General features: G+C 67.6%; 19 protein-coding genes and 3 pseudogenes. 11 read left to right on the top strand and 11 right to left on the bottom strand.

What is annotated here, in order from left to right; genetic code table 11:
* Positions 1-75 precede the first annotated feature (75 nt).
* Positions 76-1,695: a (2,3-dihydroxybenzoyl)adenylate synthase gene (locus tag CWS39_RS15790; protein WP_102143926.1), complete on the top strand. Its 1,620-nt coding sequence runs from the start codon at positions 76-78 to the stop codon at positions 1,693-1,695.
* Here CWS39_RS15790 and CWS39_RS15785 read toward each other — a convergent pair.
* Both CWS39_RS15785 and hemW read right to left on the bottom strand, forming a co-directional pair.
* The gene (locus CWS39_RS15785) at positions 1,692-3,044 is read right to left on the bottom strand and encodes a salicylate synthase (protein WP_102143874.1); all 1,353 of its coding nucleotides are present in this window, start codon (positions 3,042-3,044) and stop codon (positions 1,692-1,694) included. The two genes, CWS39_RS15790 and CWS39_RS15785, sit on opposite strands and share 4 nt — an antisense overlap.
* 54 nt (positions 3,045-3,098) lie before the next feature.
* On the bottom strand, positions 3,099-4,271 hold the full coding sequence (gene hemW / locus CWS39_RS15780; protein ID WP_102143873.1) for a radical SAM family heme chaperone HemW: 1,173 nt from the start codon (positions 4,269-4,271) through the stop codon (positions 3,099-3,101).
* On the opposite strand from hemW, the gene CWS39_RS30305 reads away from it, so the two are divergent.
* From CWS39_RS30305 to CWS39_RS15760, 5 genes and pseudogenes are all read left to right on the top strand, one after another.
* Entirely contained in the window at positions 4,197-4,478 is a 282-nt protein-coding gene (locus tag CWS39_RS30305; protein ID WP_431306137.1) for an Ms4527A family Cys-rich leader peptide, read from the top strand. The two genes, hemW and CWS39_RS30305, sit on opposite strands and share 75 nt — an antisense overlap.
* A gap of 123 nt (positions 4,479-4,601) precedes the next feature.
* Positions 4,602-6,284: a nitrite/sulfite reductase gene (locus CWS39_RS15775; RefSeq protein ID WP_102143872.1), complete on the top strand. Its 1,683-nt coding sequence runs from the start codon at positions 4,602-4,604 to the stop codon at positions 6,282-6,284.
* On the top strand, positions 6,281-6,982 hold the full coding sequence (locus CWS39_RS15770) for a phosphoadenylyl-sulfate reductase (RefSeq protein WP_102143871.1): 702 nt from the start codon (positions 6,281-6,283) through the stop codon (positions 6,980-6,982). Before CWS39_RS15775 ends, CWS39_RS15770 begins: the two co-directional genes overlap by 4 nt.
* On the top strand, positions 6,961-7,683 hold the full coding sequence (locus CWS39_RS15765; RefSeq protein WP_102143870.1) for a sirohydrochlorin chelatase: 723 nt from the start codon (positions 6,961-6,963) through the stop codon (positions 7,681-7,683). Before CWS39_RS15770 ends, CWS39_RS15765 begins: the two co-directional genes overlap by 22 nt.
* Before the next feature lie 36 nt (positions 7,684-7,719).
* Positions 7,720-7,839: pseudogene (locus tag CWS39_RS15760) on the top strand (ABC transporter ATP-binding protein); the annotation flags it as partial.
* Positions 7,840-7,879: 40 nt separating this feature from the next.
* Here the strand turns inward: CWS39_RS15760 and CWS39_RS15755 are convergent.
* The 6 genes from CWS39_RS15755 to CWS39_RS15735 all read right to left on the bottom strand — a co-directional run bounded on the left by CWS39_RS15755 (position 7,880) and on the right by CWS39_RS15735 (position 12,138).
* A complete protein-coding gene (locus CWS39_RS15755) occupies positions 7,880-8,917 on the bottom strand; it encodes a TOBE-like domain-containing protein (protein ID WP_102143925.1) in 1,038 nt (345 codons plus the stop codon).
* Positions 8,918-8,929: 12 nt separating this feature from the next.
* Complete coding sequence (cysW, locus tag CWS39_RS15750) at positions 8,930-9,742, bottom strand: sulfate ABC transporter permease subunit CysW (protein WP_102143869.1); 813 nt, start codon at positions 9,740-9,742, stop codon at positions 8,930-8,932.
* Entirely contained in the window at positions 9,739-10,587 is an 849-nt protein-coding gene (gene cysT, locus CWS39_RS15745) for a sulfate ABC transporter permease subunit CysT (protein WP_102143868.1), read from the bottom strand. The genes cysW and cysT overlap by 4 nt, the downstream gene beginning before the upstream one ends.
* Positions 10,584-11,603, bottom strand: coding sequence for a sulfate ABC transporter substrate-binding protein (locus CWS39_RS15740; protein ID WP_102143867.1), 1,020 nt, complete (start codon positions 11,601-11,603; stop codon positions 10,584-10,586). The genes cysT and CWS39_RS15740 overlap by 4 nt, the downstream gene beginning before the upstream one ends.
* 121 nt (positions 11,604-11,724) lie before the next feature.
* Positions 11,725-11,817, bottom strand: coding sequence for an Ms4533A family Cys-rich leader peptide (locus CWS39_RS30300; RefSeq protein WP_431306136.1), 93 nt, complete (start codon positions 11,815-11,817; stop codon positions 11,725-11,727).
* A 126-nt stretch (positions 11,818-11,943) separates the two neighbouring features.
* On the bottom strand, positions 11,944-12,138 hold the full coding sequence (locus CWS39_RS15735; protein WP_102143866.1) for a hypothetical protein: 195 nt from the start codon (positions 12,136-12,138) through the stop codon (positions 11,944-11,946).
* A gap of 86 nt (positions 12,139-12,224) precedes the next feature.
* Here CWS39_RS15735 and CWS39_RS15730 point away from each other — a divergent pair, with 86 nt between their 5' ends.
* Complete coding sequence (locus CWS39_RS15730) at positions 12,225-13,400, top strand: FAD-dependent oxidoreductase (RefSeq protein WP_102143865.1); 1,176 nt, start codon at positions 12,225-12,227, stop codon at positions 13,398-13,400.
* Positions 13,401-13,466: 66 nt separating this feature from the next.
* Entirely contained in the window at positions 13,467-15,488 is a 2,022-nt protein-coding gene (locus tag CWS39_RS15725) for a glycoside hydrolase family 15 protein (RefSeq protein WP_102143864.1), read from the top strand.
* 1 nt (position 15,489) lies between these two features.
* Here the strand turns inward: CWS39_RS15725 and lepA are convergent, their stop codons facing one another.
* Positions 15,490-17,406, bottom strand: a complete 1,917-nt coding sequence (gene lepA, locus CWS39_RS15720; RefSeq protein ID WP_102143863.1) for a translation elongation factor 4 — start codon at positions 17,404-17,406, stop codon at positions 15,490-15,492.
* A 32-nt stretch (positions 17,407-17,438) separates the two neighbouring features.
* On the opposite strand from lepA, the gene CWS39_RS15715 reads away from it, so the two are divergent.
* Positions 17,439-18,029 carry a type II toxin-antitoxin system PemK/MazF family toxin gene (locus CWS39_RS15715; protein ID WP_102143862.1) on the top strand — a complete coding sequence of 197 codons (591 nt, stop codon included), beginning with the start codon at positions 17,439-17,441 and terminating at the stop codon, positions 18,027-18,029.
* On the opposite strand, the gene CWS39_RS15710 is transcribed toward CWS39_RS15715, so the two are convergent.
* Positions 18,026-18,637 (bottom strand): GNAT family N-acetyltransferase, encoded by a 612-nt coding sequence (locus CWS39_RS15710; RefSeq protein ID WP_233213529.1) that lies wholly within the window; start codon positions 18,635-18,637, stop codon positions 18,026-18,028. The two genes, CWS39_RS15715 and CWS39_RS15710, sit on opposite strands and share 4 nt — an antisense overlap.
* Positions 18,638-18,644: 7 nt before the next feature.
* Positions 18,645-19,076, bottom strand: a complete 432-nt coding sequence (locus CWS39_RS15705; RefSeq protein WP_102143861.1) for a CBS domain-containing protein — start codon at positions 19,074-19,076, stop codon at positions 18,645-18,647.
* 136 nt (positions 19,077-19,212) lie between these two features.
* Between CWS39_RS15705 and CWS39_RS15700 the strand changes: the two are divergent.
* Positions 19,213-19,521 (top strand): annotated as a pseudogene (locus CWS39_RS15700) (aldo/keto reductase); the annotation flags it as partial.
* Between the two features lie 101 nt (positions 19,522-19,622).
* A pseudogene (locus CWS39_RS15695) lies at positions 19,623-20,462 on the top strand (ribonuclease Z); the annotation flags it as partial.
* Between the last annotated feature and the right edge of the window lie 27 nt (positions 20,463-20,489).

Raw genomic sequence — 20,489 nt, 5'->3', positions numbered from 1 at the left:
AAAGGCTGTCCTAATTTTGTGAAGGCTACCCTATATTCGGTGCCCAGAACACGCCTACCCCGAGGGGGCACACCGGTGACCATCACCACACCGCAACCATCCGAATCCGCAGCACAATCGGCCTCGCTGGACGGTTTCGTCCCGTTTCCGGCGCAGCGCGCCGACGCCTACCGGGCTGCCGGCTACTGGACCGGTCAGCCCGTCGATTCGGTGCTGAGGACGGCCGCGGCGAACTGGCCCGAGCGCGCCGCGGTCGTCGACCGAGGCGGCGCCTACAGCTACGGCGAACTCGACGCGCTGGCCGACGGTGCCGCCGCGGGGTTCGCGGCCCGCGGTATCCGGCCGGGCAGTCGCGTGCTGCTGCAGCTGCCCAACTCGCGGGAGTTCGCGGTGGCACTGTTCGGGCTGCTGCGCGCCGGGGCGATCCCGGTGATGTGTCTGCCCGGCCACCGGCTGGCCGAGCTGAGCCACTTCGCGGAGGTCAGCGGGGCCGTCGCGGCGGTCATCGCGGCCGACAACGACGGATTCGACTACCGCGCCATGGCCGAACAGTTGGTGCAGACGCATCCGCTACTCGTCATCACCGACCGCGAGCTGGACACCGACGGCACCACCGCGGCGCCGAACCTTGAGGTCGACACCGCAACTCCCGCGTTGCTGCTGGTGTCGGGCGGCACGACCGGCGCGCCCAAACTCATCCCGCGCACGCACGACGACTACACCTACAACTTCACCGCCAGCGCCGAGCTGTGCCAGCTTACCGGCGACGACGTGTATTTGGTGGCACTCCCCGCGGCGCACAACTTTCCGCTGGCCTGCCCCGGCATCCTCGGCGCGATGCACGTCGGCGCCACCGTCGTTTTCGAGACGGATCCCAGCCCGGAGTCGGCCTTCGCGACGATCGACCGCCACGGCGTCACCGTCACCGCGCTGGTGCCCGCCCTGGCCAAACTCTGGGCGCAGGCTTGCGAGTGGGAACCGTTGCGGCCGAAAAGCTTACGGCTGCTGCAGGTGGGTGGGGCCAAGCTGAGCGCAGAGGACGCCGCACTGGTGCGCACCGCGTTGACGCCGGGCCTGCAACAGGTGTTCGGCATGGCCGAGGGCCTGTTGAATTACACCCGCCTCGACGACCCCGTCGAGCTGCTGGAGCACACCCAGGGCCGCCCGCTGTCGGAGCACGACGAGCTTCGGGTCGTCGACGAGGCCGGTGACGAGGTGGGCACGGGCGAAGAGGGCGAGCTGCTGGTGCGCGGCCCGTACACGATCAACGGCTATTTCAACGCCGACAGCGCCAACGAACGCTCCTTCAGCCCCGACGGGTTCTACCGCACCGGCGATCGGGTGCGCCGGTTCGCCACCGGCTACCTGGAGGTGACGGGGCGGGTCAAAGACGTGATCGTGCGCGGCGGGGAGAACGTGTCGGCCCTCGACCTAGAAGAGCACCTGCTCACGCACCCGGCGATCTGGTCGGTCGCGGCGGTGCCGCTGCCCGACGACTACCTGGGCGAAAAGATCTGCGCCGCAGTGGTGTTCACGGGTACACCGGTCACCCTGGCGGAGCTGAACGACTATCTGGACAGCCGAGGGGTGGCCGCGCACGCGCGCCCGGACATGCTGGTGCCGATGACGGCGTTGCCGACAACCGCGGTCGGCAAGATCGACAAGAAGGCGATCGTGCGGCAGCTGGCGGGCTAGGCCCGCGGCACCAGGTACGGCGCCAGCGTCGTCAGCTTCTCGCAGGTCTCTTCGAACTCCCGGCACGGAGTGGAATCGGCGATGATGCCGGCGCCGGCCCGCAGCCACGTCCGGCCGTCCGACTCGTAGGCCGCCCGCAGAATGAGCGCGGCGTCCATCGCTCCATCCGCCGAAAACGTCACGACCGCACCGGAATACAGGCCGCGAGGCGACTCGTCGAGGCGCAGGATGGCATCGACACTGCCCGCTTTGGGGATACCCGACGCGGTGACCGCCGGGAACAACGCCTCCAGCGCGTCGATCCGATCCATCGACGGTGCCAGCCGCCCGCCCACCGTCGACCCGAGATGCTGGACACTGCCCCGTTCGCGCACGGTCATGAAGTCCTTGACGACCGGGGTGCCGGGCTCGGCGACCTCGGCAATCTCCTGCAGCGAGCTGCGCACCGAAATCGCATGTTCGACAATTTCTTTGGAGTTGGATTCCAGGTCGACGCGGGCGGCCCGGTCATGGTCGACGCCGCGACCCAGCGCCCTGGTGCCCGCCAGTGGTTCGGTGAGCACGGTCCCGTCGCGGTGCACCGCGGCGACCAACTCGGGGCTGTAGCCCAGTGCCCGAATCCCGCCCAGCCGCAACAGGAATGACCGGGCAGGCGTGTTGTTCTCGCGGCCCAGCCGGTACGTCGACGGGAAGTCCACCGGGAACGGAACATCGAGGCGCCGCGACAGGATCACCTTCTGGTAGCGGCCGGCAACGATCTCCTCGATCGCGGTGGCGACCCGGCGCCGGTAATCGGCGGTGTCCTCGAACACGTCCAGCGCGGTGGGCCGCGGCGTGTCGTGCACACCGTGGCTCAGCAGGCGTTGCAGTTCCTCGGTGTGGCGGCTGTCTGCGCCCACCACGCGGATCTCGTCGGCGTTGACGATCACTTTCGTTTGCGGCGAGAAGAACCGCGCGAGCGGCGTGCCGGGCGCCAGCCGTTGCTCCAGGCCGAACCGATAGGTGCCGAATTCGAAGGCCACCCAACCGAAGACGGCGCTGGTCTCGAGCAGGAGCCGGTCGATGGCCTCGCCGAGCGCCGCGCCGGGCCGACCCGACCAGGCCTGGCGCTGGACGACCCCGTCCTGGATGACGCGCAGTTCGTCGGAGTCGAGTTCGACCAGGGCGCGTACGCCGCTGGCCAGCGTCCACTCGCCGTCGCGCTCGTAGATCAGGTATTCCTCGCCGGCGGGCTCGGGAACTGCCCGTGCCAGTTCGGCGACCAGATCGAACGGGGCGACTCCGTCGGGCAACGCCACACTCAACGACGCGGTGTCTTCGGAGCTTGTCTCGAGACTCACCTTCGGCACGGGAAGTGAATTTAGCCTAACCTATCCAATGATGGCGGCTTACCTGGTGTGACCTCAGTCGCTGAGCAGGTCCCGCACCACCGTGTCGGCCAGCAACCGGCCGCGGTCGGTCAGCACCAGGTGGTCGTCGCGGCGCGCCACCAGTCCGTCGCCTATCGCGACGTCGGCGCGGGCGCGCTCCTCCTGGGTCAGGTCGGCCACCGCCAACCCGTGGCGCAGCCGCAGCCGCAGCATCACATCCTCGGTGTGGGCGGCGGCGTCGTCGAGCTCCTCGAAGTCGGCCACCGGCAATATCCCGTCGGTCAAGGATTGCGCATAAGCATTGGGGTGCTTGACATTCCACCACCGCGTCGCGCCGACGTAGCCATGCGCTCCCGGCCCGGCGCCCCACCATTCGCCGCCGTCCCAGTAGCCGAGGTTATGCCGGCACTCACCGCCAGGGCGACTCCAATTCGACACCTCGTACCAGTCGAAGCCGGCGGCGGATAGTCCTGCGTCGAGCAACTCGTAGCGGCTGGCCAGCACGTCGTCGTCAAGGGGCGTGATCTCACCCCGGCGCACCCGCCGCGCCAGCGCGGTGCCGTCCTCGACGATCAACGCGTATCCCGACACATGGTCCACACCGGCGTCGACGGCTGCGTCGACCGAGCGGCGCAGGTCGTCGTCGGACTCCCCTGGCGTGCCGTAGATCAGATCGATGTTGACGTGCTCGAAGCCCGCGGCCCGGGCCTCGCCGGCCGCCGCCAGCGCCCGGCCCGGCGAGTGCACCCGGTCCAGCACCGCCAGCACGTGCGGCGCGACCGACTGCATGCCCAGCGACACCCGCGTGTAGCCGGCTGCGCGCAGTTCGTCGAACAGCTGCGGCGACGTCGATTCCGGGTTGGCCTCGGTGGTGACCTCGGCGTCGGGTGCGAGCCCGAAGTGCTCCCGCACCGCGTCGAGCACTGCGCCCAGCCGCGCCCCGCCCAGCAGCGACGGTGTTCCGCCGCCGACGAACACCGTCTGGGTGGATATCGACCCCAGTCGCGCCGCGGCCAGGCCCAGCTCAATGCGCAGCGCCGCCAGCCAGGCATCGGGGTTCGCGCCGCCCAGTTCGGCGGGTGTGTAGGTGTTGAAGTCGCAGTATCCGCAGCGCGTCGCGCAGAACGGGACGTGGATGTAGATGCCGAACGGCCGCGTCGGGTCGGCCGCCAGTTCGGGCAGGCCAGCGGGCGCGGCGCGGGTCATGCCCCCAGTCTCCCAGGCCGCGACGCCACGCGATCGCGCACTTATGCTCACCCTGAATACAAATCTGGCCCGGTTAGGGCATATGTCGGTGTCCGTGGCACAATTGGCGACGTGATTGCCGCCCGGATTCTCCACACCCGCGTCTCGCTGGTGTCGCGGCGGCATGTCGACTTCAAGCGCGTTTGTAGCTGTTGTTGTCTGCCTTGATGCGCCTGATCTAGGACCCAGCCCACCCACGACTTTCAGCTGGCCGCCGGATCTGCGCCGCCGGACAGCCCCACCGGTGATTAAGCGCGGTCCGAACGCCGGCTCCGACAAGGAGCCACACCCATGACGGAGACCCCGACCAAGCCCCGGGCCCCCAAGCGTCCCCGCGGTGAAGGCCAATGGGCGCTCGGCTATCGCGAGCCGCTCAACGCCAACGAACAGTTCAAGAAGGACGACGACCCGCTCAACGTGCGGGCCCGCCTCGAGAACGTCTACTCCAAGCAGGGGTTCGACAGCATCGACAAGACCGACCTGCGCGGCCGGATGCGCTGGATGGGCCTCTACACCCAGCGTGAGCAGGGCTACGACGGCAACTGGACCGGCGATGAGAACATCGACATCCTCGAAGCGAAGTACTTCATGATGCGGGTGCGCTGCGACGGCGGCTCGTTGTCCACCGCCGCCCTGCGCACGCTGGGCGAGATCTCGACCGAGTTCGCGCGTGACACCGCCGACATCTCCGACCGGGAGAACGTGCAGTACCACTGGATCCGCATCGAGGATGTCCCCGAGATCTGGCGGCGGCTCGACGAGGTCGGGCTGCAGACCACCGAGGCGTGTGGCGACTGCCCGCGCGTCGTGCTGGGCTCACCGCTGGCCGGTGAAGCCCTCGACGAGGTGCTCGACCCGACCTGGGCCGTCGACGAGATCGTGCGCCGCTACATCGGCAACCCGTCGTTTTCGAATCTGCCGCGTAAGTACAAGACCGCGATCTCGGGTCTGCAGGATGTCGCGCACGAGGTCAACGACGTCGCGTTCATCGGTGTCAACCATCCCGAACACGGCCCGGGCCTTGACGTGTGGGTGGGCGGCGGCCTGTCGACCAACCCGATGCTGGCCCAGCGGCTGGGCGCGTGGGTGCCGCTGGAGGAGGTGCCCGACGTATGGGAGGGCATCACCTCGGTGTTCCGCGACTACGGCTACCGGCGGTTGCGCTCGAAGGCCCGGTTGAAGTTCTTGATCAAGGACTGGGGCATCGAGAAATTCCGGGAAGTGCTCGAACAGGAGTACCTGGGCCGCAAGCTGATCGACGGCCCGGCACCCGAACCGGTGAAGCACCCCATCGACCACGTGGGCATCCAGCGGTTGAAGAACGGGCGCAACGCCGTCGGCGTCGCCCCCATCGCCGGGCGGGTGTCCGGCACGATTCTGACCAAGGTGGCCGACCTCGCGGCCGCGGCCGGCTCCGATCGGGTGCGCTTCACCCCGTATCAGAAGCTGATCATCCTCGATGTGCCCGACGACAAGCTCGACGAACTGGTCGCCGGTCTTGACGCGCTGGGCCTGCCGTCGCGGCCGTCGGCGTGGCGCAAGAACCTGATGGCCTGCACCGGCATCGAGTACTGCAAGCTGTCGTTCGCCGAGACCCGCGGCCGCGCTCAGGGGCTGGTGCCCGAGTTGGAGAAGCGTCTCGAGGACATCAACGCCGAACTCGACGTGCCCATCACCGTCAACATCAACGGCTGCCCGAACTCGTGCGCACGCATCCAGGTCGCCGACATCGGCTTCAAGGGCCAGATGGTCGACGACGGACACGGTGGCTCGGTCGAGGGTTTCCAGGTCCACCTGGGCGGCAGCCTAGGCCTGGACAGCGGTTTCGGCCGCAAGTTGCGCCAGCACAAGGTGCTGTCGACGGAGCTCGGCGACTACATCGAGCGGGTTGTTCGTAACTTCGTGAAACAACGCGAGGACGGAGAGCGTTTCGCAACGTGGGCCCTACGAGCAGACGAGGCGGATTTGCGATGAGCGTTGACGTGAGTGAACTGCAGGCATTGGCGGAACGCGGCGCGGCCGAACTCGGCGAGAATGCGAGTGCCGAGGATCTGCTGCGCTGGACCGACGAGAACTTCGGCGGCAAGTACGTCGTGGCGTCCAACATGCAGGACGCGGTGCTCGTCGACCTGGCCGTCAAGGTTCGGCCGGGGGTCGACGTGCTGTTCCTCGACACCGGCTATCACTTCGTCGAAACCATCGGCACCCGCGATGCGGTCGAGGCCGTATACGACATCAACGTGGTGAATGTCACGCCGGAGAACAGCGTGGCCAAACAGGACGAGCTGTTCGGCAAGGACCTGTTCGCCCGTGAACCCAACGAGTGCTGCCGCATGCGCAAGGTCGAGCCGCTCTCCAAAGCGCTGCGCGGCTATTCGGCATGGGTGACCGGGATCCGCCGCGTCGAGGCGCCGACGCGGGCCAATGCGCCATTGATCAGCTGGGACAAGGCGTTTGGGTTGGTCAAGATCAATCCGCTGGCCGCGTGGACAGACGAGGACATGCAGACCTACATCGAGGCCAACGACGTGCTGGTCAATCCCCTTGTGTACGAAGGCTATCCGTCGATCGGCTGCGCGCCGTGCACGGCTAAGCCGGTCGACGGTGCCGATCCCCGCAGCGGCCGCTGGGCGGGTTCGTCGAAGATCGAATGCGGGTTGCACGCCTCTTGAGCACGCTGGTCCTGACCGCACACGGCAGCGCGGACCCGCGCTCGGCCGCGGTCACGCACGCCGTGGCAGGCCGGATCCGGCGGCTGCGGCCGTGGCTCGATGTACGTGCCGCGTTCCTTGAGCGCTCGGAGCCGAATCTGCGCGACGTGTTAGCCGGTGTCGACGGCGGCGTTGTCGTTCCGTTCCTGCTGGCGGACGCTTTTCACGCCCGCATCGACATCCCCTCGATGATCGAGGACTCGGGCGCGGCTGTAGAGCAGGCGAGGGTCCTCGGCGAGGACCCTGCCTTGCTGTGGGTGTTGCGGCAGCGATTGGCCGAGGCGGGCGCGTCGCCTGAAGACGACGCGCTCGGCGTGATCGTCGTCGCGGTCGGATCGTCGAGCGATATCGCCAACGCGCGGACCGCGACTGTGGCGCGTGAGCTGATTGCCGGAACCCGTTGGGCTGGTACCGAAGTCGCCTTCGCCACCGGACCGCATCCGAGCATCACCGAAGCTGCGGAGAGCCTTCGGGCCGGCGGCGCCGAGCGCCTGGTGATCGCGCCGTGGTTCCTTGCCCACGGCCTCATCACCGACCGGGTGGCAGCTTTTGCTGCCGCGCAAGGCATTCCGATGGCAGAGCCATTGGGTTCGCACAACCTCGTCGCCGCGACAGTGCTGGACCGCTACGACGCCCTCCGCCGCGCTCGCGTCGCGGCGTAGCCACCTAGATCGGCACCAGCCGTCGGCCAGCTGATAGTCGGCGGCAATGTCGAGTTGGCGCTCAAATACGCCGGCGTGCCGCGCGCGCAGCGTGTCGAACGCCGTGATCAACTGCTTCACCGAGTCGGCCTCGAATACGCGCTGTCAAGTCGGCTGCGGCGGCGACCCGCAGCGCTGCCTGACGTCCGCCCGAAACTCAGGCGTTGGTCAGCGCCTCGCCGTCGATCGCGGTGTCGCCGGGGATCGCCGGTACCCGCGTGGCACGCACGTACACCGTGTCGCCCTCCTTCAGCCCGAGCGCCTCCGCGTCCCCGCGGGTGATCTGCGCGGTGAACGGCGTGTTGGTGGCCGCGCTGGTCAGCTCGACTCGAACCTCGAAGCCCAGCATCACAATTCGGTCGATGGTCGCCCGCACCACACCGGTGGCCTGCACGGAGTCGTCGCCGGCCGCGATCGCCATCTCCGGATTACGCCCCACGCGAATGTCATGGGGCCGCACCAGTGTTCCGTTCAAGGACGACACCGCGCCGAGGAAGGACATCACAAACGCGTTGGCCGGCTTGTCGTACACCTCGGTGGGCGAGCCGACCTGCTCGATGCGGCCCTTGTTGAGCACCGCGATCCGGTCGGCGACGTCGAGGGCCTCCGACTGGTCGTGGGTGACCAGCACCGTCGTCACATGCACCTCGTCGTGCAGGCGGCGCAACCACGCCCGCAGATCCTCGCGCACCTTGGCGTCCAGCGCGCCGAACGGTTCGTCGAGCAGCAGCACCTGCGGATCGACCGCCAGCGCACGGGCCAACGCCATGCGCTGGCGCTGGCCACCCGAGAGCTGGTTCGGATAGCGACTCTGAAAACCGCTGAGCCCCACCACTTCCAGCAGGTTGTCGACCTTCTCCTTGATCTCGGTCTTAGGCCGCTTGCGGATCTTCAACCCGAACGCGACGTTGTCGCGCACCGTCAAGTGCTTGAACGCGGCGTAGTGCTGGAACACGAAGCCGATCCCGCGCCGCTGCGGCGGCACCCCGGTGACGTCGCGCCCGTTGATGGTGATGGTGCCGGTATCGGGCTGGTCCAGCCCGGCGATGGCGCGCAGCAGCGTCGATTTACCCGAACCGCTGGGGCCCAGCAGCGCGGTCAGCGACCCGGCGGGCACATCGAAATCGACGTTGTCCAGCGCAGCGAAATCGCCGTAATGCTTGTTCGCTCCGCGCACCTCGATCGCATTGATCATGGCCACAGTCTCCTAGTTGCTCGTATTCGAGCGCCGGGCGTCGAGGATCACCTGCACCACCAGTACCAGCACCGCGACGCTCATCAGCAGCGTCGAAATGGCATACGCCCCGTACTCGGCACCGCGGGCGTGGCGGTCCGACACCAACAGGGTGAGCGTCTGCGACGTGCCCGGCAGGTTGGACGACACCATGATCACGGCGCCGAACTCGCCCAGCGTCCGCGCGACGGTCAGCACGATTCCGTAGGTCAGCCCCCACCGGATGGACGGCAAGGTGACTTTCCAGAACGTCTGCCACCAGCTGGAACCCAGGGTGGCGGCGGCCTCCTCCTGATCGGTGCCCAACTCATGCAGCACCGGTTCGACCTCGCGGATGACGAACGGCACGGTGACGAAGATGCTGGCCAGCACGATGCCGGGCAGGCCGAAGATGATCTTGAAGCCGAGGTTGTTCTCCACGAAGCCGAACACCCCCGCCGTGCCCCACAGCAGGATCAGCGCCACACCGACCACCACCGGCGACACCGCGAACGGCAGGTCGATGATCGCCTGCAACACGCCCTTGCCGCGGAACCTGTTGCGCGCCAACACCAGTGCGGTGGGCACGCCGAAGATCACGTTCAGCGGTACCACGATCGCCACCACCAGCAGCGACAGCTGCAACGCCGAAATCGCCGCCGGGGTGGTGATGGACTCGACGAACGCGCCGATGCCCGGCGAGAAGGTCCGCCACAGGATCAGTCCGACGGGCACGATCAGCAACAACAGCAGATACCCGAGCGCCACATAGCGCAGGAGGTAACGGACTGGGCGCGACACATTCACGGCGCCAGCTCTTCCCGCTTGGCCGCCCGCGATCCCACGCTGCGCAAGACGAACAGCACGATAAACGAAATCGCCAGCAGCACTATGGAAATCGCAGCCGCACCGGTACGGTCGTCGAACTCGATCAGCGTGCGGATGTACTGCGACGAGACCTCCGTCTCGCCGGGCACCGCACCGCCGATCAACACCACCGAGCCGTACTCGCCGATCGCCCGCGAGAACGCCAAGCCCGCGCCGGAGAGCAGCGACGGCAGCAGCGCGGGCAGGATCACCAGCCGGAAAATCGTCTGATTGTTGGCGCCCAGGGACGCCGCCGCCTCCTCGACCTCGCGGTCGAGTTCGAGCAGCACCGGCTGCACCGAGCGCACCACGAACGGCAGGGTGACGAACAGCAACGCGATCCCGACGCCCCATTTGGTGTGCTGCAGGTGCACATCGATCGGGCTGTTGGGGCCGTACAGCGCCAGCATGACCAGGCTGGCCACGATGGTGGGCAGCGCGAACGGCAGGTCGATGATCGCGTCCACCAGCCGCTTACCCGGGAATTCGTCGCGCGTCAGCACCCAGGCGACCAGCAGGCCGAAGAACAGGTTGACCACCGCGACCCCGAAGGAGATGGTCAGGGTGACGCGGAAAGACTCCAGCGCGGCGTTCGAAGTGACCGCCGTCCAGAATGCGTCCCATCCCCCGCCTGCGGACTGCCACACGATCGCGGCCAGCGGCAGCAGCACGATGACGGACAGCCACGTGGTTGCCACCCCCACCCGCAGCGATGTGCTGCCGTAGCGACGGGTGAAAAACCCCGACGACGGTCGGGGTTCCTCGGTCTCGACAGCAGCTGTCATCCGGTCGCCTGTTTGTAGATCTTGGTGATGCTTCCGTTGTCCTTATCGAACAATGCAGGATCCACGACATTCCAGCCCCCGAGGTCGGCGATGGTCCACAGCTTCTGTGGCGCCGGGAATTCGTCGGCGAAGTCCTTGGCGACGGCGGGGTCGACGGGCCGGAATCCCGCCTCGGCCCACAGCTTCTGCGCGTCCGGGGTGTAGAGGAAGTTCTTCAGCGCGGTGGCCTGGTCCAAGTGCGTGGTCGAGGTGACTACGGCCACCGGGTTCTCGATCTTGAACGTCTGCGGCGGGTTCACGTGTTCGACGGGCTTACCTTGCCGTTCGACGTTGATCGCCTCGTTCTCGTAGCTGATCAGCACGTCCCCGGTGCCCTGCAGGAACAGGTCGGTGGCCTCCCGCCCCGAGCTGGGCCGCGTCCGGACGTGCTCGGTCACCAGCTTGTTGACGAAGTCGAGCCCGGCCTGCTGGTTCTGGCCGCCGTTGCTCGTGGCGGCGTAGGGCGCCAACAGGTTCCACTTCGCCGAGCCGGAACTCAGCGGGCTCGGCGTGACGACCTCGAGCCCGGGCTGCAGCAGATCGTCCCAGTCCCTGATGTTCTTCGGGTTGCCCTCGCGGACGACCAGGGAAACGACGGAACCGAACGGGATGCCCTTGGTGGCGTCGGCGTTCCAGTCCTCGGCCACCTTGCCGGCCTTGACCAGCCGGGTGATATCGGGTTCGACCGAGAAGTTGACGAGGTCGGCGGGCTTGCCGTCGACCACGGCCCGCGACTGATCGCCGGACGCGCCGTAGGAGGTGGTCACGGCCACTCCCTTGCCCTCTTCGGTCTCCGCGAACGCCGGGATGACCTTGCTCCAGCCGGGTTCGGGCACCGCGTAGGCGACCAGCGTCAGCGTCGTCTCGGCGTCGGACTGACCTTCCCCGCCGGCGACGTCACTCGCGCCCCCACCGCAGGCGGCGAGCACGGTGACGGAGGTGGCCAGGGCGGCGGTGCGCCAGAACCTTGTGTGCATTTGGAGAGACCTTTCCTTGCAGCGGTTGACGGCGGGCTGACCCCGTCATGACGGCAAGGCATGGATCTGTACCGGGCACGCTGATAGCCACGACCAACACCGAACCGCGGACGGGTTGGAGTCAGCGACAACAGTGGACGTCAGCAACAGCGCAATCACCCACGGCAATGAGGGCCAAGATGTGGCCCTCGGTGGTGCCGGACGCTGCGAGCATGGCGGGAAGCCTAACAGAGTTGGCGAATACCGCTATTCGAGTATCAGCGGGTCAGCAACCACGTCACGATGACCAACAGCACGAGGATGACGAGCACCAACGTCACCCTGGACCGGGGCATGCCGGTCACGATTGATCCTCGTCGTCATGACGCGCCCGGCGCAGCAGCCGAATGCCATTGCCCAACGCCCCGTCCAGAATCACCGCGATGCCATATGCCAAGGCCAGCACCACCGGCATCACCACGATGGTCTGGGCGAGGAATCCCAACCCGGTCAGCCACAGTTCGACGCCGTCCCACCAGTTGAGGAATGCGTCCATCCGGCCAGCGTATGTGATGCCAATATGGGTGGGTGTCGTCGGCGGATAGGTGCACCTGTGTGATTGCCGGCGGTGGGCCGGCCGGAATGATGCTGGGGCTGATGCTCGCTCGCGCCGGCATCGACGTCACCGTGATGGAAAAGCACGCCGACTTTCTGCGGGACTTCCGCGGCGACACGGTGCATGCCAGCACGCTGCGACTGCTCGATGAGCTCGGCCTGGCCGAGAAGTTCGCCCAGGTGCCGCACCGGCTGATCGACACGCTCCGGCTGCAGGTTCAGGACACTCCGCTGGATATCGATCTACGCCGAATTCCCGGCCCGCACAAGCACATTGCGCTGGTGCCGCAGTGGGATTTCCTGGAGTTGCTGGCGACGGCCGCCCAAAAAGAGCCGACGTTCCGGCTTATGCGCAGCACGGAGGTGCTCGGGCCGCTGCGCGACGGGTCGCGGGTGACGGGGGTGAGTTACCGCGACTCGTCGGGCACCGTCCGCGAGATGCGCGCCTCGTTGACCGTCGCGTGCGACGGTCGCGGGTCGACGTTGCGCTCGGCAATGGGCTTGGTGCCGAAGAGTTTCGGCGCACCGATGGACGTCTGGTGGTTCCGGCTGCCCAGAGACGACGGCGATCCGCCCGGGCTGGCCGGCGTGCTAGGCGCCGGGCATGCCTGCATCGTGATCGACCGCGGCGACTACTTCCAGATTGCCTACATCATTCCGAAGGGCAGCGACGCGCAGCTGCGGGCGCAGGGCATCGAGCGGCTGCACCAAGGCGTGGTCGAGCTGGTGCCCTGGCTGGCCGACCGGGTGAGTGAGCTGAAATCGTTCGACGACGTCAAGCTGCTCGACGTCCAGCTCAACCGGCTGCGCCGCTGGTACACCGACGGGCTGTTGCTGATCGGCGACGCCGCCCACGCGATGTCCCCCGTCGGCGGGGTGGGCATCAATCTCGCCGTGGCCGACGCCGTCGCCGCCGCGGGCATGCTGGCGGCCCCATTGCGCGGTGGACGCGTGCCGACCCGCGACCTCGCCACGGTCCAGGCGCGGCGGTGGCTGCCGACCGCGCTGATACAGGGCGCTCAGCGAGTGGTCCACGCGCGCGTCATCGCCGTCGCGGTGTCCCCGGGCAGCACCGACCGCCCGGCCGAGGCACCGGCCGCGGTGCGGGCCGTCAACAAATCGGCTGCCCTGCAGACGCTGCTCGGATCGGCCGTGGCGATCGGTCCTTTCCCGCAGCACACGCCCGTGTTCGCCCGTCGATAAGTCAGCAACGCCGCCACGCGGGCGGATGAGTGGACGCCGGGCGGGTCGGGAGTCGATGATGTCCGCATGGTCCTGCCACAGACAGAGTCCACCGAGGCGGCGAGCAAGGCCGCCGCGGCCGACCGCGCGCCCCAGGCGCCGCTGACCGTGACGGCGCCCGTGCCGTACGCCCCGAGCTCGTCGTTGCGCAATCCGTTTCCCCCGATCGCCGATTACGCATTCCTGTCCGACTGCGAGACCACCTGCCTGATCTCCTCGGCCGGTTCGGTGGAATGGCTGTGCGTGCCGCGGCCCGACTCCCCCAGCGTGTTCGGCGCGATCCTGGACCGCGGGGCCGGACATTTCCGGCTGGGCCCATACGGGGTGTCCGTGCCGGCCGCCCGCCGCTACCTGCCGGGCAGCCTGATCCTGGAGACGACGTGGCAGACGCACACCGGCTGGCTGATCGTCCGTGACGCGCTGGTGATGGGCCCGTGGCACGACATCGAAACCCGCTCGCGTACCCATCGGCGCACCCCGATGGACTGGGACGCCGAGCACATCCTGCTGCGCACCGTGCGGTGTGTGAGCGGCACGGTCGAGCTGGTGATGAACTGCGAGCCGGCGTTCGACTATCACCGGGTGAGCGCCAGCTGGGAGTATTCGGCCCAGGCGTACGGCGAGGCGATCGCCCGGGCGACCAAGAACCCTGATTCGCATCCCACCTTGCGGCTGACCACCAACCTGCGCATCGGGTTGGAGGGCCGCGAGGCGCGCGCCCGCACCCGGATGAAAGAGGGCGACAACGTCTTCGTCGCGCTGTCGTGGTCCAAGCATCCGGTGCCGCAGACCTACGACGAGGCCGCCGACAAGATGTGGGCGACCAGTGAGTGCTGGCGCCAGTGGATCAACATCGGCAACTTCCCCGACCACCCGTGGCGGTCATATCTGCAGCGCAGCGCGCTCACCCTGAAGGGCCTGACCTACTCGCCGACCGGCGCGCTGCTGGCGGCGCCGACGACGTCGCTGCCGGAAACGCCTCAGGGCGAACGAAATTGGGACTACCGCTACGCATGGGTGCGCGACTCGACGTTCGCGTTGTGGGGTCTGTACACGCTGGGTCTGGACCGCGAGGCCGACGACTTCTTCGCGTTCATCGCCGACGTGTCCGGCGTCAACAACGGTGAGCGCCACCCGCTTCAGGTGATGTACGCCGTCGGCGGTGAACGCAGCCTCGTCGAAGAGGAACTCCCTCACCTGTCCGGGTATGACAACGCGCGTCCAGTGCGGATCGGCAACGGCGCCTACAACCAACGCCAGCACGACATCTGGGGCACCATGCTCGATTCGGTGTACCTGCACGCGAAGTCACGCGAGCAGATGTCCGATCAGCTGTGGCCGGTGCTCAAGGGTCAGGTGGAAGAGGCCATCAAGCATTGGCGTGAACCGGACCGCGGGATCTGGGAGGTGCGCGGCGAGCCGCAGCACTTCACGTCGAGCAAGATCATGTGCTGGGTGGCGCTGGACCGCGGCTCCAAACTCGCCGAGCTGCAGGGCGAGAAGAGCTATGCGCAGCAGTGGCGGGCCATCGCCGAGGAGATCAAGGCCGACGTGCTGAAGAACGGCGTGGACTCCCGCGGCGTGCTGACCCAGCGCTACGGCGACGACGCGCTGGACGCCTCACTGCTGCTGGCGGTGCTGACCCGGTTCCTGCCCGCCGACGATCCCCGGGTGCGCGCCACCGTGCTGGCCATCGCCGACGAGCTGACCGAGGACGGCTTGGTGCTGCGCTACCGGGTCGAGGAGACCGACGACGGGCTCTCCGGCGAGGAGGGCACGTTCACCATCTGCTCGTTCTGGCTGGTGTCGGCGCTGGTGGAGATCGGCGAGGTGAGCCGGGCGAAGCATCTGTGCGAACGGCTGCTGTCGTTCGCCAGCCCGCTGCACCTGTACGCCGAGGAGATCGAACCGCGCACCGGCCGGCATTTGGGCAACTTCCCGCAGGCGTTCACCCATCTGGCGTTGATCAACGCGGTGGTGCACGTCATCCGCGCGGAGGAGGAGGCGGACAGCTCCGGGGTGTTCGTGCCCGCCAACGCCCCGATGTAGGTCACTTCTTGGCTTTGTCCTTGTCGCCGCCGGCGTCGGTGGACAGCGCCGCGACGAAGGCTTCCTGCGGAACGTCCACCCGACCAATGGTTTTCATCCGCTTCTTGCCCTCTTTCTGCTTCTCCAGCAGTTTGCGCTTGCGGGTGATGTCACCGCCGTAGCACTTGGACAGCACGTCCTTGCGGATGGCGCGAATGTTCTCGCGGGCAATGATTTTCGAGCCGATCGCGGCCTGCACCGGCACCTCGAACTGCTGGCGCGGGATGAGTTCCTTGAGTTTGGTGGTCATCTTGTTGCCGTAGGCGAACGCCGAATCCTTGTGCACGATCGCGGAAAACGCGTCGACGGCCTCGCCCTGCAGCAGGATATCCACCTTGACCAGATCGGCCTCCTGCTCGCCGGCCTCCTCGTAGTCCAGGCTGGCGTAGCCGCGGGTGCGCGACTTCAGCGAGTCGAAGAAGTCGAAGATGATCTCGCCCAACGGCATTGTGTAGCGCAGCTCGACGCGCTCAGGCGACAGATAGTCCATGCCGCCGAGCTCGCCGCGGCGGGACTGGCAGAGCTCCATGATGGTGCCGATGAACTCGCTGGGCGCGATGATCGTCGTCTTCACCACCGGTTCGTACACGGTGCGGATCTTGCCGGCCGGCCAGTCCGACGGGTTGGTGACGACCTTCTCCGTCCCATCGTCCTGGATCACCCGGTACACGACGTTGGGTGACGTCGAGATGAGGTCGAGGTCGAATTCGCGTTCCAGCCGCTCGCGGGTGATCTCCATGTGCAGCAGCCCCAAAAAGCCGCAGCGGAAACCGAATCCGAGCGCCACCGACGTCTCGGGCTCGTAGGTCAACGCGGCGTCGTTGAGTTGCAGCTTGTCCAGCGCGTCGCGCAGATTCGGATAGTCCGAGCCGTCGACGGGATACAGCCCGGAGTACACCATCGGCTTGGGTTCGCGGTATCCGGTGAGGGCTTCTTTGGCGCCGTGACGCGCAGTGGTGACGGTGTCCCCGACCTTGGATTGGCGGACGTCCTTTACACCGGTGATCAGATAGCCGACCTCCCCCACGCCAAGGCCCGCCGACGGCTTGGGCTCGGGGGAAACGATGCCGACCTCGAGCAGCTCGTGGGTCGCGCCGGTGGACATCATCGCGATGCGTTCACGCGGGGTGATCTTGCCGTCGACGACGCGCACGTAGGTCACCACGCCGCGGTAGATGTCGTAGACGGAGTCGAAGATCATCGCCCGCGTCGGCGCGTCGGCGTCGCCGGTCGGCGGCGGCACCTCGCGCACGACGTGGTCCAGCAGATCGGCGACGCCCTCACCCGTCTTTCCAGACACGCGCAGCACATCGCTGGGCTCGCAGCCGATGATGTGCGCGATCTCGCCGGCGTAGCGCTCCGGGTCGGCGGCGGGCAGGTCGATCTTGTTGAGCACCGGGATGATGTGCAGGTCGCGGTCCAGCGCCAGATACAGGTTGGCCAATGTCTGCGCCTCGATGCCCTGGGCGGCGTCCACCAGCAGCACGGCCCCCTCGCAGGCCTCCAGCGCCCGGGACACCTCGTAGGTGAAGTCGACGTGGCCCGGCGTGTCGATCAGGTGCAGGACGTAATCCGTTCCGTCCACCTTCCACGGCAGCCGCACGTTCTGGGCCTTGATGGTGATGCCACGCTCCCGCTCGATGTCCATGCGGTCCAGGTACTGCGCGCGCATGGTGCGGTCGTCGACCACGCCGGTGAGCTGCAGCATCCGGTCTGCCAGCGTCGACTTGCCGTGGTCGATGTGGGCGATGATGCAGAAGTTCCGAATCTGCGCCGGCGCGGTGAAGGTCTGGTCGGCGAAGCTGCTGATGGGAATCTCCTGGTAGGGGTCAGTCTGGGGTGCCTCCAGCGTATCTATGCAGGGCCTCGTCGACACAATCGCGCGACGGCGGACTCGCTTATGCTCGAATCATGACGTCGCCGTGGAAGACGTTTCAGCGTTTTGCCGAGAACCTGGTGTTCAACGAGGCGCCGAAGTTCATCCGCCAGTTGCAGACCCCCGAGACCCTGCCGCGCACCATTCAGCAGGGCATCAAGCTCGGCATCGACGCGCTGACCGGCGTCTCCGACGAGGCGCCCCAACAGATCACCGCCGGCCGCCCGGTGACCAAGCACAGCGTTCCCACCGCGCAGCGGGCCCGCAAGGTGGTGTACGCCCCCGATCTTGACGGCCGTGCCGATCCCGGAGAGATCGTGTGGACGTGGGTGGTCTACGAAGACGACCCGACGCGCGGCAAGGACCGCCCGGTGCTGGTGGTCGGCCGCGACCGCCAGATGCTGCTCGGCCTGATGCTGTCCAGCCAGGACCACCACCATGACGACCCGAACTGGGTCGGTATCGGGTCGGGCACCTGGGATTACGACGGCCGCGACAGCTGGGTGCGGCTGGACCGGGTGCTCGATGTGCCCGAGGAGAGCATCCGCCGCGAGGGCGCGATTCTGGACCGGGACCGCTTCGAGATCGTCGCCGCCCGGCTGCGTGCCGAATACTCCTGGAGCTAGCGCGCCGCCCGCCACATCGGGTACAGGCTGGGCCCGCCCTCGGGCAGCTTGATCTCCCCGCTGAGCTCGAAGCCGAACCGGTTGTAGTACGGGATGTTGTCCGGATTGCTCGATTCGAGGTAGGCGGGCGCGTGCTCGGCGTCGACCCGGTCCAGGCGTGAGTGCATGAGCGCCTGCCCGAAACCGCCGCCGCGCACCGACGGATCGCTGCCAATCACGGCGAGGTACCAGTGCGGCTCCTCGGGGTGGTGTTGCTTCATCAGCTCGGTGACCTGCATACTGCGCCGGGCACGACCGCCCATCGCGAGCATGATGCCGGGCAGCATCCGCAGTTCCTCGCGCCTGGAGTGCTTCCACGCGCCCGGCGGATCCCACAGCGCCGCGGCGCCGATCTGCTCCGACCGGTGCGCCACCTCCGCCCCGCCGCCGGCGAGAAAATGATGACGCGTCATGGCCGCGAACATCCGCGGCAGCCCCTTGGCCCGGCGGGCGGCGTTGGGCAGCATCCAGGTCATCACCGGATCGTCGTAGAAGGCGCGGCCCAGCGTGGCGGCCACCGCGCGCACGTCGGCCTTGTCGGGTCGGCGGACGCCGATATCGGTCGGCACCGGCGGCTCAGCGCCCCTGCGTGATGTAGGCCTGCAGCGCCTCCTGCTCCAACTCCAGCTCCTCCATCCGGGTCTTGACCACGTCGCCGATGCTGACGATGCCGGCCAGTCGGCCGCCGTCGAGGACGGGAATGTGGCGAACACGGTTCTTCGTCATCAGCGCGCTGAGGGAATCGACGGAGTCGCCCGGGCTGCATGTCGCCACCAGTGTCGTCATGATCTCCGACACCGGCCGCGACAACAGGTCGGCGCCCTGTTCGTGCAGTTTGCGCACCACGTCGCGCTCGGAAACGATGCCAACCAACCCGTCGGGCCCCATCACCACCATCGCGCCGATGTTGCGCTCGGCGAGCCCCGCAAGCAGTTCACTGACCGACTTGTCGGGAGCTATCGTCGCCACGTCTGCGCCTTTGTTCCGCAACACGTCCGCGATACGCATCGAAGCCTCCGCTCGTGAGGTAACTCACACCAGGCTAAGTCCGTAGAGGCCGCTGCGAAAGGGCACGATTTTGAGCGACGACGGAATAGATTCGCCCGGCTGACCGCTGGGATTGACCAGGACCAATGCGAACTCCGTGCCCACAGTCACCCTCGGCGACGAATTAACCGTCAGTGCAATCGGTTTCGGCGCCATGGCGTTGACTCCGGTCTACGGTGAGGTCGACGACGCCGAGTCATTGGCCACGTTGCATCGTTGTCTCGATCTCGGGGTGACGTTCATCGACACCGCCAACATCTATGGCGGCGGGGCCAACGAACGCCTCATCGCCAAGCTGCTCGCCGACCGGCGCGACGAGGTGACGCTGGCAACCAAATTCGGCATCACAACAAACCCGGCCGACCGCGCCGCCGGCCGGCCGAGCGTGCGCGGCGACGCGGCCTATGGCGCGGCGGTCTCGGGTCAGCGCTATGCCGACCTGACGTGGGTGTCGGCCGGGCGCGAATAGCGGCACATTCCCGCGGGGCGGCGGGTATACCTGGGCCCATGATCGAGGTGACGCTGCTCGGCACCGGCAGTCCCCTTCCCGATCCGCGGCGGGCCGGCCCGTCGACGCTAATCCGCGCGGGCGGACAGACATTCCTGGTCGATTGCGGGCGCGGGGTGCTGCAGCGGGCCGCGGCGATCGGCGTCGGCGCCAACGCGCTGACCGCCCTGCTGCTCACCCACCTGCACAGCGACCACATCGCCGACCTCGGCGACGTGCTGATCACCCGGTGGGTCAGCACGTTCGCACCCGATCCGCCGCCGTTGCCGATCATCGGCCCGCCCGGCACCGCCGAGGTGGTCGACGCGACGCTGAAGGCATTCTCGTTCGATATCGGCTACCGGATCGCCCACCACGCCGACCTCACCGCGCCGCCGTCGGTGGCTGTCCAGGAGTACGCCGACGGTGTGGTGTGGGACCGCGACGGCGTGCAGATCCGTGCGGCCCCAACCGATCACCGGCCGGTCGCGCCGACCGTCGGCTTTCGCATCGAGCACGACGGCGCGTCGGTGGTGCTCGCCGGTGACACCGTGCCCTGCGAGAGCCTCGACGCGCTGGCTGCGGGCGCGGGAGCGTTGGTGCACACGGTGATTCGCAAAGACCTCATCGAATCCCTGCCACAGCAGCGGATCCGCGACATCTGCCGCTATCACTCGTCGGTCGAGGAAGCCGCCGCCACCGCCACCCGGGCCGGGGTGGGCATCCTCATCCTCACCCACTACGTGCCCGGCATCGCGCCGGGCCAAGAAGACGAGTGGCGGGAGCTGGCCGCGTCGGCGTTCGCGCGACAGATCGAACTGGGCGATGACCTACACCGCGTGGAAAGTCCATCCCGGCGTGTGCCGACGGTGATGGGCGTCGAAACT

This window comes from Mycobacterium hubeiense (assembly GCF_002838065.1).
GTDB lineage: Bacteria > Actinomycetota > Actinomycetes > Mycobacteriales > Mycobacteriaceae > Mycobacterium > Mycobacterium hubeiense.
This window is presented reverse-complemented; position numbering and strand designations above follow the sequence as displayed.